This window comes from Pseudomonas sp. GX19020, assembly GCF_023371075.1.
GTDB lineage: Bacteria > Pseudomonadota > Alphaproteobacteria > Rhodobacterales > Rhodobacteraceae > Pseudogemmobacter.
The window spans coordinates 56,819-68,651 of record NZ_JAMCCR010000007.1 but is presented as its reverse complement, the minus strand read 5'-3'; the positions used below and the strand labels follow the sequence as shown (position 1 = coordinate 68,651).

The following is an 11,833-nucleotide window of genomic DNA, read 5'->3' as shown; positions in this document are numbered from 1 at the left end:
AAAAAGCGTATCAGATGGCGCTCTGCTGATAGTCTGGCGCTGTGGCGATAGCTGGCGCGGCCCCTGCCCTCAAGCATCGGCCCAAATGACGGCCGCAGGCAATAACAGCAGGCAGCCGCGACAGGGAAGTGAGGAAAGACATGAATGTATTGGTGAGTGGCGCCGGCATTGGCGGGCTGACGCTGGCCCTGATGTTGCAGGCGCGCGGCATTTCCTGCCAGATTTTCGAGGCCGCCCCCGAAATGCGCGAATTGGGTGTTGGCATCAATGTGCTGCCGCATGCCATCCGCGAACTTACCGAGCTGGGCCTTTTGCCCGAGCTGGACCGGATCGCCATTCGCACCAGCGAATTGCGTTACCAGACAAGGCAGGGCCAGGAGGTCTGGCGCGAACCGCGCGGTGTCGAGGCCGGCGGCGACTACCCGCAATTCTCGATCCATCGCGGGCGGCTGCATAATATGCTGCGCGAGGCGGTGCTGGACCGGCTTGGCCCCGCTGCCGTGCAGCTTTCGCATCGCAGTACCGGATTCCACCAGGATGCGGATGGCGTCAGGCTGGAATTCGACACCGGCCAGTCAGCACAGGGCGATCTTCTGGTCGCGGCGGATGGGGTGCATTCACCGATCCGCGCACAGCTTTACCCGAACGAACCCGGCCTGAAATGGAATGGCGTCATGATGTGGCGCGGCGCGGTCGAGGCGGATGCTTTCGCAGATGGCCGCACAATGATCGTTGCGGGCGGCTTTACCTATAAACTGGTGCTCTACCCGATCGCACCCGGATCCGCGCCCGGCAAGGTGCTGATGAACTGGGTCGTAACCTACCGCCCCGGCGCCGAAGGCAGCCCGACCCCGAAACGCGAGGACTGGAACCGTCAGGGCACGCTGGAAGAGCTGATCCCGCATGTGCGCGCCTTTGATGTGAATGTGATCGACCTTGAGGCGCTGGTGCGCGCCACGCCGGTCTTCCTGGAATATCCGATGTGCGACCGCGATCCGCTGCCGGGCTGGAGCCATGACCGTGTGACGCTGATCGGCGATGCCGCGCATCCGATGTATCCGGTCGGATCAAATGGCGCGAGCCAGGCGATCCTTGACACCAGAGCACTGGCGGATCTGCTGGCCGGGGCGACGACACCGGATGCCATCCGGGCCGCACTTGCCGCCTATGATGCGGCGCGCCGCCCCGTCACCGCCGAGATCGTGCGGCTGAACCGGCTTGGCGGCCCCGAAGGGCTGATCGACGAGGTCGAGCGCCGGGCGCCGGCGGGCTTCTCCGATCTCGACCAGGTGATCACGTCTGAGGAACGCGCCGCCATCGTGCGCGGCTATGCTTCGACCGCCGGTTTTTCGGATGACCAGACCCGGAAACGCCAGTGAGGCGCAGAAATAGCTTTACACACAAAATTTTTAAATCTGAATGAGATGAAGAAGGAGAGCAAAAGATGACCACCCCGACCTATCCGCTGCCGCCCGTTCCCATGCCCCCCGGTGTGGTCGCCGGTGAAGATGGCATCAAAGGCATCGTCTGGAACATTCTGGGCCAGACCTATACGCCGAAATCCTGCAGCGAAAGCTCGATGTCCTGGCATGCGGTTTTCCCGCCCGGCACCTTTGTGCCGCATCACATTCATTTCACCCAGGATGAATTCGTCTATATCCTCTCGGGCGAACTCGAGGCCGAGGTCGGCGGCAAGCTGCGCCGTGCTGGCCCGGGCGATCTGGTTGTCCTGCCGCGCGGCATTGCGCATGGGCTCTTCAACCGGTCGGGGGCGGACGTGGTCGCAATGTTCTGGGTTTCCCCGACGGCAAAGCTGTGGGAAATGTTTTCTTTGATCCATAATGTGCCGGACCCGGCCGAAGTGGTGCGGATCGCCGGCTTCCACGAGCTGGAATTCGTGCCGCCCCCGGCGCTTGACTGATCACGAGACCTGACGGCGCGCGCCCGCCTGGCGCGCGCGCGTCCAACAAAAATTGGCCGCCAACAGACCGGCCACCAGAAAACACTGGGCGCCAACAGGCCCGATGGAGGTAATAAATGAATAAAGTGAAAGCATCCCTGCTGGCTGGCAGCATCCTCGCCGGGCTCGCATCCGTGGCGCGGGCCGATGATGATGTTGTCCGGATCGGCCTGATCTACACGCTGTCGGGGCCGGCGGCCGTCCTTGGCGAACAGGCGCGCGACGGCTTCCAGCTGGCGCTTGACGATCTGGGCGGCCAGATCGGCGGCAGGCAGGTCGAGCTGATCATTGTCGATGACGAACAAAAGCCCGAAGTCGCCGTCAGCCGGGCGCGCGAACTGGTCGAGGGCAATAAGGTCGATTTCGTGGTCGGCCCGATCTTTTCCAACATCCTGAACGCGATCATGCCGCCGGTCACAGAAGGCGGCGCTTTCCTGATTTCGACCAATGCCGGCACCTCGACGCTGGCGGGCAAGGAATGCAACGCGAACCTCTTCGTGACCTCCTATCAGAATGACCAGATCCACGAGGTTTCGGGCAAGGTAGCCCAGGATCGCGGCTACCAGAATGTCTATCTGCTGGCGCCGAACTATCAGGCCGGCAAAGACGCGATGGAAGGCTTCAAGCATTCCTATAAAGGCGGCATTGCCGATGAGATGCTGGTCCCGCTGGGGCAGCTGGATTTCTCGGCCGAGCTGGCGCAGATCGCCGCGACCGGCCCGGATGCGATCTATGCCTTCATGCCGGGCGGCATGGGTGTTAATCTGGTCAAGCAGTTCAACCAGGCCGGCATGAGCGGCATTCCCTTCCTCTCGGCTTTTACGGTGGACGAATCCACCCTTCCGGCACAGCAGGATGCCGCGCTTGAGATGTTTGCCGGGTCGAACTGGGCACCTGATCTCGACACGCCGCAATCACTGGCCTTCACCGATACCTTTATCGCGAAATATGACAAAGTGCCCGCGACTTTCGCGATGCAGGCCTATGATGCGGCGCTGCTGATCGACAGCGCGGTCAAAGCGGTGGATGGCAAAATGTCGGACCGGGACGGGCTGCGAACCGCGATGCAGAAAGCCGAGTTCACCTCGCTGCGCGGCGATTTCTCGTTCGGCAAGAACCACTTCCCGATTCAGGATTTCTACCTGACCAAAGTCGTGAAACGTGAGGATGGCCGCTATGCCACCTCGGTGGTCGAGAAGATCTTCGATGACTACCAGGACACCTATGTCAATGATTGCGGCTTGTAAGCCGCAGCATCGGCCCTGACCCGAAAAGACCGCCCCAGGGCGGTCTTTTTTGCTTCTGCCCCCCGGGCCAGATCCCCCGGCCTAATGCAAAAACCCCTGGCGCAGCAGGGCGACGGCAAGAGCGGTGCGATTGTCGGCCCGCAGCCTTTGCGCAAGGCGCTGGACATATTCCTTGATCGTATGTTCCGAAAGCCCCACGGCCCGGGCGATTTCCTTGTTTGAAAACCCTTCGCAAACCAGGGCTGCGACCCGCGCCTGCTGCGGCGGCAGGTCGCCTTCGACAGGGGTAGGCCGCACCAGCGAGCGCAGTGCGATCCCGGCGCCACGGCACAAAAAAACCAGCTGCTCGCGCGCCTGGGGCGTGAAAGGTCCGGTGCGCTGCAGCGTGGCAGTATAGATGACCCCCATCGTCGCCGCGTCGATCGGGATCAGCCCGCACATATTATGCCCAAGCCCCCAGGAGCTGAGCAATTCTCGCAACCCGCTGCGGGCCCAGTCCGCCTCGCCAAGACAGGTCCGGCCATCGGTGACGGGCACCTGCGCGCTGAGCTGCCGGATCAGCGGATCATCGGTGCCGTAAAGCGTTGCATAATCTTCCAGAAAACCACCCGGCACGCCGCTGGAATACAGCAGATCCGGCACGCCGCTGCGCAGAACATAGATCCCCATTCCCGAAGCGCCGCAATGCCGTTCCAGCGCGGCATGACATTGCGCGCCAAGCAACGGGATGGAGGCCGCAGAAATAACCTCCATCAGCTCCGCAGCGCTGAGATCGGCAGAGAGTGGCGCTGCGGTCATGGTCCAGTCCGAAAGTGCGGCCGGAAGTGGCCTGCGTCGCACAGTTTCAGAGGAGAGGATGATTCGGTCAATTCTGTCTGCAACTTTCACGATCATTCGGGTGTAAAAATTTCGTAGTCAAAGCATTCCTGCCGCAACCCCGCCGCAACAGCCCCCCTGTTCGGGGGGATTGAGGCGGGCCGGCCCCAACCACCAGGATCGTCCGACAGATCGGCCCTGTCTCCGCCCGCGCGGCGCGGCGGGCCGATTTGTGCAGTTCTTTAAAAGCGGCCAGCCCCGGCAAGGGGTGCAGATACGAGCCGCGCTACAGAGAGGTATCCGGATGAACATCAACGTGACCGCAGAGCCGCCGACCGCCACAGAGCTGATGGCACGCGCAGAGGCGCTTCTGCCACTGATCGAGGCGCAATCGGCCGAAGCGGAACGGCTCGGGCATCTGACCGATGAGGTCGTGCGCGAATTGCGCAAAGCCGGGCTTTTCACCATGCTTTATCCCCGCGTGGTCGGCGGCCCTGAGATCAGCCATTTCGATGCGATGCTGATCCATGAAAAGATCACCTATGCCCATGCTTCCGCCGGCTGGTATGTCGGCGTGAACAATATGGAAGGCACCACCATGGCGGTCTATATTGACCAGGCCGGGGTGGATCATGTCTTCGCAAAAGGCGTTGATATCACCATCGCCGGCAATGGCGTGCCGCGCGGTTTCGCCCGCAAGACCGATGGCGGTTACATGATCTGGGGCCAATGGGCCTATGGCAGCGGTATCCAGCACGCCGACTGGATCCATACCGGCGCCTTCCTTGTGGATGAGGCGGGCGAGATGATCATGGGGCCGGGAGGCCCGAAAGTGATCATCGCCCATCACCCGCGCGAGACGATCGAGCTGAAAGGCAACTGGGATGTGCTGGGGCTGCGCGCCACCGGCAGCTTTGATTACGCCGTCAAAGAGGGAACCGAGATCTTTGTCCCCGATGAAATGGTCTATGATTTCGATATCGAGGCGCCTTTGCGCGGCTCGCATCAGGGCACGATCGGGCTTGCCGGCTTCAGCGCCTGGGCCCATACCTCCTTTGCGCTTGGCACCGGGCGGCGGATACTCGACGAGCTGATCAAGGTCATCGTCCCCCGCCGCGATGCCTTTGGCCCCTCGGCCCAGAGCGCCAGTTTCAGGTTCCAGTTTGCCCAGAACGAGGCCAAATTCCGCGCCATGCGGGCCCTGGTGCTGGAGACCTGGAGAAGCGCATCGGACACGCTGGAGGCCGGACAACCGCTCAGCCAGCATCAGATGACGATGATCAAGCTCTGCCTGCGCTACAGCCATGATGTGATCTCTGACATTGCGACCTTTGCCCATAGGGCGGCGCGCGGCGCCTCGCTGCACAATACCGTCATGCAGCGGGTTTACCGCGATATTCACGCGGGCACCCAGCATATCCTGATGTCGGATCAGATCTTTGAGGAATGCGGCCGCGCGCTGATGGGCACCACCGATCCCAATGCGCCCTGGACGGTGTTCGGCGTGGCAGACGGGGGCAAATGACGTGCCCCCGGTCCTCGCGTTTTCCGCAACGAGCTGGCGCCCCGCCAGCCCGCGCCGCCTCGTCGAGGCGGCGGTCGACCGGCTGGACCGGTTGCATGGGATCGGGGCAGAGACCTGCGATCTGCTGGATGCAGGCCCCGGCATTGCCGCCTTTCGCCGCGAGGAGATGGGCTCTGACGCTCAGGCTCTTATCGCGCGGATCGAGGCGGCGCCGGCGCTGATCATCGGCTGCCCGGTGTTTCAGGGCGGTTATCCGGGCCTCTTCAAGCATCTCTTCGACCAGATCCCGCCGGGTGTCCTGAAAGGCCGCCCGGTGCTGATCACGGCCTGCGGCGGGGGATTGCGTCATGCGCTGGTGGTCGAACATCAGCTGCGCCCGCTTTTTGGCTTCTTTGAGGCGCTGACCATGCCCACGGCAGTCTATGCCTGCGCGCCGGAACTCGACGCGGATGACGCCCCGACCGGGGCGCTGGCACAACGGCTCGAGACCGGCGTGGCCCAGCTCGCCGCGTCTTTGCGTGAAATCCGCTGCGCCGCCTGAGGCGCTGCCCCACCAACATCACAGGAGCAGACATGTCTGACCCACTCGCAAATCTGACCGCCGGATTTCACCGGCAGGATCTGGTCGTGAATGGCATCCGCACCGCCGTTCTGACCCTCGGGCAAGGGCCCGATCTCGTCTTTCTGCATGGCACCGGCACCTTTACCGGGTTCGAGGCCGCGCGGCACTGGGCGGCCACGCATCGGGTGGTCATCCCTTTCCATCCCGGCTTTGGTCTCAGCGACGACGCGCCCGGGATCACGACCATCGAGGATGTGGTCTTCCATTACATGGCGCTGTTTGACGCGCTGAAGATGGAGCAGTTCGCGCTGGCGGGATTTTCGCTTGGCGGCTGGATCGCGGCCGAATTCGCGGTGCGACAGCCCGGGCGCGTCTCGGGCCTCGTGCTGATCGCACCGGCCGGTCTGATCAGCGAGGCCGCCCCCGCACCTGCGATGACCTCAATCACCCCGCCTGAACTGCCGGCCTATCTGGCGCATGATCCGGCCAGGATCCTGCCGCTCTTCCCCGCCGCCCCGGATCCGGCTTTCGATGCGGCCCTCGGGCGCGAGGTCGGTGGCTTTCTGAAACTCTCGGCACCCCATCCCGACGGGAACCCGGATCTGGCACGCAGGCTCTGGCGTCTGACGATGCCGGTTCTGCTGCTCTGGGGAGCAGAAGACCGTTTGCGCCCGACCGGTCAGGCGCAGGACTGGCTGGCACAGCTGCCCGGGGCCGAGCTTGCGCTGGTTCCGGCGACGGGTCACCTCGTTCTGGAAGAAACGCCTGAAAGCGCCGGCCTCGTGACCGGTTTCCTTGCCCGCACAGTGCCCGCCATGCCCGGCGGCATCACCGCGCAATCTGGTGCCTGGGACGGCGTGACTTGGAACATTCTCGGCCAGACCTATACGCTGAAACAGGCCGGGCCTGACAGCATGGCCTGGCATGCGATTTTCCCCGCCGACACCTTCGTGCCGCCGCATGTCCATCCGGATCAGGACGAGTTCATCTGGGTGCTCAGCGGAGAATATACGATCCGCCTCAACGGGGCCGAGCAAAAGGCCCGTCCCGGCGATCTGGTGGTGATGCCGCGCGGCATCCCGCATGGGATCTTCAATCTCTCGGGCAGTGAAGCCACCTGCCTGTTCTGGGTCGCGCCCACCCGCGATCTGCGCGCGCTCTTCGAGGCGATCCATCAGGTGCCGGACCCGGCCGAGGTGGTGCGCCTGGCTGCACTGCACAATATCCACTTCCTGCCGCCACCCGCCGGGGCCTGACCCCGGCACCCTCTCCCGCGCCGGGGCGGGAGGGGGGGACGGCCTGGAACCGGCGAAAAAACAAAAACCAACAGGGACTGATGAAATGACAACATGGGACAATCTTGCCCCGCCTGATCAGGCAAGGATCAGGCGCTGGCAATGGGGTGTGCTGGCGCTCGGGCTGTTTTGCGAGATCATGCTGGCGGCGGACTGGTATGGTCTGGCCGCCGTTCTGCCTTTCCTGTCACCCGATCTCGGGCTGGACGAGGCCCAGGCCGGCTTTGCCCAGGGCATTTTCGCGCTGACCTATGGGCTTGGCATGGTGGTCTGGTCGGCGCTCAGCCGCGACTGGTCGGCGCGGGCGATGCTGTTGACCGGGCTGATCGGCACCACCATCGGCATGGGCCTGCAGATCTATGTGCAAAGCTACGGTCAATTGCTGACGCTGCGGCTGATCATCGGCTTTTTCGACGCGGGCGTCTTTATCGGGGTGATGAAGCTTTTGCTGGCCTGGTTCCCGCCCGCACGGCGCGGGCTGGTGGTCGGTCTGATCCTTGCGGCCTACAGCCTTGCGATCACGCTGGATTTCGCCATCGGGATTCCGCTGACCATCAGCTATGGCTGGCGCAATTTCTTTGCGATCCTGACCTGCGGCACCGCACTTGCGGCGGGGCTGGTGCTTTTGTTCGCAAAACCCGGCCCGGCGGCGCTTGGGTCAGCCTTTGCCGGGTTCAGATGGTCTGGCGAGCCACCTAACCCCGACAGGCTGGAGCTTGCCTCGATCTTCCGCAAGCCCTGGGTCTATATCGCGGGCTTCGGCATCGCGTCCTGCACCTTTGCCATCGCGGGCACGGCCACCTGGGTTGTACCGGCCTTTATCACGCATCAGGCAATGCCCGAGGCCAGCGCTGCGCTGATCGGCACGCTGATGGGCCTGTCGCAGGTGGTCTTCCTGGTGATCGGCGGACTTATGGCCGACAAAGGCGACAAGCTGAAGCTGATCCGCGTCTCGGTCATCATGGCGATCCTCACCGGCCTGATGTTTCTGGCCGCAACGCTCTGGGCGCTGCCCTTTGCGGTTCTGGTTCTCATGGCGGCAATCAGCGGCATCGCCGTGATCGGCGGCGGTGCGATCTTTGCACTGATCTCGGACACCTACGCCCCGGCGCTGGCTTCGGCCGCGATCGGCTATGCCGAGGTCTTCGGCATCCTGTCGAGCTTTGTCGCACCGAGCATCATGGGCGTGATCATTCGCGGCAGCGGCGGGTTTCCGATGGCCTTCACCGCCTTTGTCATTGCCGAAGCGCTGTTCCTCATCGTTCTGATGACGCTATGCGCAAAGCGGCGGCTGCCGGTGGCGACCCTCTGATCGAAAGACAAAAGCCCGGCCGCAAGGCCGGGCTTTTCTGATACCGCGTCCTCAGGCAGGCAGATCAAGCAGCGCCGCGACCAGTGGATGATCCGGCAGCGCCAGGCCGTCGATCACGTTGAAATGGTGGCGATTTGGCTCGACCACTGCCCTTGTGGCCACGCCGAGCCCGGCCCAGATATTCGCAATCAGCGCATTCTGCCGCAGGAATTCCGAAGTCTCCATCGCGCCCGCCCAGGCCGTCAGCCGCGTTCCTGCCAGGGGCACCTGCAAGGCCGGGCTTTCCGAGACCGCTTCTGCCGCGTCGATCGCAAGCGTCGCATTGCGCCAGATATTGCGCATGGGGCGCAGGTCATGCAGCCCCGAAATCGACAGAACCGCCGCGATCCTGTCGCGCAGCTCCGGCGCCAGCGGTGTATCCTCGCAGACCATCCGCGTCACCAGATGGCCGCCCGCCGAATGGCCCACCAGCCGCAGCGGGCCCGCGATTTTCGCCGCCGCCGCCGTGATCGCGGCGCCGATCTCCTGCGTCATCGCGTGGATCCTGGCTTCGGGCGCCAGAGTGTAGCTCGGGATTGCGACCGCATAGCCCTGCGCCAGCGGCCCGGCGGCAAGATGCGACCAATAGCTCTTGTCGAGCCCCATCCAGAAGCCGCCATGCACAAAGACCACAAGCCCCTTCGGTTGGGTGGCGGGGTGGAACAGGTCAAAGATCTGCCGCGCGCCGGGGCCATAGCTCAGACCCGCCTCCAGCAGGCCTTTCGCAGCCTGGTCTGTGCGAAACGTGGCAGCTGGCTCGACCCAGGCCGCCGGCCAGTCCGCGCCGCGCGGGATATTGGGCGCATTGTCATAGACTGCGTTCCAGTCAGAGATGTGATACCACATCGGTACTCCTTTCAATGGGGTGGTTCAAAGACGCGCGTCAACGAGTGGCGCCGGATCCGGTCCGCGGTGCCCCTGTCCACCATCTGGCCAGTCAGTTCGACCGCTGCATCGGGATGTTCGGGATATATGGAAGCACCTGGCAGGAGGACCGGCATACCGGGTTCGGTCAGCAAATCATCACTGGTAAGGCCGTCAGTATGAGCCGTCGCGCCAGGCATGGCGGTCTCCGCGATCATGAGCCTGTGATTATCATGCGAAATGAAGCCGAACTACTTCAAGCTTAAATCATATAAGCGCGTAAAATATTTGCGATCTTGCCGCATACGGGGAAGAGGCGACAGTTCTGACCGGGCTTCGCGGGCGCGATCTCAGACCGCGCGGCCACAGCTGTGGCGCAGGTCCATCATGATCGCGATGCCCCGGGCAAGGTCATGTTCTGAGATTCCCGCGAAAAACTCGTCGATCCAGCCGTGATGCTCCTCCAGCATCTCCGTCATTTTCGCGCGCCCTGCCTCGGTCAGCGAAATGCGAAAGGCACGGCGGTCGGTTTCTTCGTTTTGCCGCAGCGCCATACCATCCGCGACCAGCCGGTCCACAATGCCTGTGACATTGCCATTCGACACCATAAGTTGCTGCGACAGATCCGTCATCGTCAGCCCCCGCGGTGCGGTATGCAGCGCCGCGAGCACATCGAAACGGGGCAATGTGGTGTCAAAACTGCTGCGCAGACGACCTCGCAATTCGGTCTCGATGCTGCGGACCGATTTCAGCATCGAGACCCACAGGCGCAACCTCTGTCGGGCGAGTTCACGGTCTTCGACGGGATCGGCCATGCTCATTCTCACATCCAGCTGTGATCCTTTATGTCTCAAATTTTTCGGCCAGGCAAACCAATCGGAACGCATGGCGTGGCTGGGATCGGTTCCTTGCAGGTGAAGCCGCTGGCCACTGGGCCGAGAGACGATGCGGGATTTCGGGAGGTTCGGGCTGTGGAGATCACAGGCAGCCACATCGGCGATGCGCCGGTGTTACCAGGTCTGCTCAGACAGATCCTGGCGCATGAGCAGATCGGCGGCGTCACCTGCGACAGCCGCAAATGCTGCGATGCCAATGCTGACCGCAGCGCCCGGGCTGTCATTTCTTCCCGCAAGAACGCCAAGCCGTGGAGGACAGTCACCGCTGGCGTGGTCGCAGGAAACGAACACGGCGGGCATTGAAATACCCCGGTCGTGCGCTCTGGCGAAGGTGGGGCGCAGAACAGCGCCGAAGCCGCGTCGGGATATGAGGAGGATCAGAAAACGATCCGGGGATCATTTTCCCGACGATTGGGGGCCCTGTATCAGCCGACGGACCGCGAAGCGAAATCGCGGCCCGGCTGGCGCGCCGGCAACCGCCGGTCAGGGTCCGCCGGTTTACGGGGTGACGGCGATCATCAGCCGTTCGGTTTCGGGCAGGTCAGGGTCGATCACCGCGAAACTCAGCCGGCCGGTCGCATAGGCGCCGGTATCCAGTGCGATCCGGCCGGCATGGGCAAAGGCACGGTCCATCACCGTATGTCCATGCGCAACCCAGATCCCGTCGGTCCGCAGGATGCGACCGAAATCCCGGTGCCCCCATTGCAGCACCTGCGGCTCCTGATCGGTGACCGGGCGCTGCGGGTCCATCCCGGCATGGGCCGCGGCCAGAGTGCCGCTTTGCCAGGAAAGCGGCAGGGCCCGCAGCCAGGCAATCATGTCTTCGCCCAGTGTGGCCCGGATGCGGTCGCAAAGGGAATCGGGCCGGTCGGGTTCCAGCCCATAGCTGGCCAGCATCTCGACCCCGCCATGTTTCAGCCAGGAGAGGCCCTTTTCCGGCTGGTCGAGAAAATCGAGAAACATCGCCTCATGATTTCCCGAAAGTGCCACAGCGCCTTTCGCGACCTCTTCGCGCACAAGGCTCAGTATCCCGGCGCTGTCCGGGCCCCGGTCGATCATATCTCCCAGAAAGATGATGCGGGCATTGGGGAAATGCGCGGCGCGCAGGGTCAGAAACCGCTTCAGGAGATCGCTGCGGCCATGCAGGTCGCCCAGAAGGCACACCGGTTCATCCGGGCAGGGCGGCGGCAGGCCTGGACGGGTGGTCATACGCTCATCCGCGCGCAAGGCCGGCCGGCGGGCAGGGGTAGCGGCACGTCTCAGAAAGGAAAAGACCATTGCATTTACATCCAGGATCTTCGCCCCAGATGCCATGGT

At 63.4% G+C, this 11,833-nt stretch carries 11 protein-coding genes and 1 pseudogene; 8 read left to right on the top strand and 4 right to left on the bottom strand.

Annotated features, from left to right (window positions below):
• The first annotated feature begins 140 nt into the window (after positions 1-140).
• The 3 genes from M3484_RS12925 to M3484_RS12915 all read left to right on the top strand — a co-directional run bounded on the left by M3484_RS12925 (position 141) and on the right by M3484_RS12915 (position 3,207).
• Positions 141-1,379, top strand: coding sequence for a flavin-dependent oxidoreductase (locus tag M3484_RS12925; protein ID WP_249497192.1), 1,239 nt, complete (start codon positions 141-143; stop codon positions 1,377-1,379).
• A 65-nt stretch (positions 1,380-1,444) separates the two neighbouring features.
• On the top strand, positions 1,445-1,921 hold the full coding sequence (locus tag M3484_RS12920) for a cupin domain-containing protein (RefSeq protein WP_249497191.1): 477 nt from the start codon (positions 1,445-1,447) through the stop codon (positions 1,919-1,921).
• Between the two features lie 116 nt (positions 1,922-2,037).
• The gene (locus tag M3484_RS12915) at positions 2,038-3,207 is read left to right on the top strand and encodes an ABC transporter substrate-binding protein (RefSeq protein ID WP_249497190.1); all 1,170 of its coding nucleotides are present in this window, start codon (positions 2,038-2,040) and stop codon (positions 3,205-3,207) included.
• A gap of 81 nt (positions 3,208-3,288) precedes the next feature.
• Here the strand turns inward: M3484_RS12915 and M3484_RS12910 are convergent, their stop codons facing one another.
• Positions 3,289-4,005, bottom strand: a complete 717-nt coding sequence (locus M3484_RS12910; protein ID WP_249497189.1) for a response regulator transcription factor — start codon at positions 4,003-4,005, stop codon at positions 3,289-3,291.
• 322 nt (positions 4,006-4,327) lie between these two features.
• On the opposite strand from M3484_RS12910, the gene M3484_RS12905 reads away from it, so the two are divergent.
• The 4 genes from M3484_RS12905 to M3484_RS12890 all read left to right on the top strand — a co-directional run bounded on the left by M3484_RS12905 (position 4,328) and on the right by M3484_RS12890 (position 8,717).
• The gene (locus M3484_RS12905) at positions 4,328-5,548 is read left to right on the top strand and encodes an acyl-CoA dehydrogenase family protein (protein WP_249497188.1); all 1,221 of its coding nucleotides are present in this window, start codon (positions 4,328-4,330) and stop codon (positions 5,546-5,548) included.
• 1 nt (position 5,549) lies between these two features.
• Complete coding sequence (locus M3484_RS12900) at positions 5,550-6,089, top strand: NAD(P)H-dependent oxidoreductase (protein WP_249497187.1); 540 nt, start codon at positions 5,550-5,552, stop codon at positions 6,087-6,089.
• A gap of 32 nt (positions 6,090-6,121) precedes the next feature.
• Positions 6,122-7,366, top strand: a complete 1,245-nt coding sequence (locus M3484_RS12895) for an alpha/beta fold hydrolase (protein ID WP_249497186.1) — start codon at positions 6,122-6,124, stop codon at positions 7,364-7,366.
• Positions 7,367-7,451: 85 nt separating this feature from the next.
• Entirely contained in the window at positions 7,452-8,717 is a 1,266-nt protein-coding gene (locus M3484_RS12890) for an MFS transporter (RefSeq protein ID WP_249497185.1), read from the top strand.
• Between the two features lie 51 nt (positions 8,718-8,768).
• Here the strand turns inward: M3484_RS12890 and M3484_RS12885 are convergent, their stop codons facing one another.
• Together M3484_RS12885 and M3484_RS12880 are read right to left on the bottom strand one after the other, a co-directional pair.
• Complete coding sequence (locus M3484_RS12885; protein WP_249497184.1) at positions 8,769-9,602, bottom strand: hormone-sensitive lipase; 834 nt, start codon at positions 9,600-9,602, stop codon at positions 8,769-8,771.
• A gap of 368 nt (positions 9,603-9,970) precedes the next feature.
• Positions 9,971-10,441 carry a MarR family winged helix-turn-helix transcriptional regulator gene (locus M3484_RS12880; protein WP_249497183.1) on the bottom strand — a complete coding sequence of 157 codons (471 nt, stop codon included), beginning with the start codon at positions 10,439-10,441 and terminating at the stop codon, positions 9,971-9,973.
• Between the two features lie 138 nt (positions 10,442-10,579).
• Here M3484_RS12880 and M3484_RS12875 point away from each other — a divergent pair.
• Positions 10,580-10,878: pseudogene (locus M3484_RS12875) on the top strand (IS5/IS1182 family transposase); the annotation flags it as partial.
• 136 nt (positions 10,879-11,014) lie between these two features.
• Here the strand turns inward: M3484_RS12875 and M3484_RS12870 are convergent.
• Positions 11,015-11,725, bottom strand: a complete 711-nt coding sequence (locus M3484_RS12870; RefSeq protein ID WP_092904796.1) for a metallophosphoesterase — start codon at positions 11,723-11,725, stop codon at positions 11,015-11,017.
• Positions 11,726-11,833: the final 108 nt, after the last annotated feature.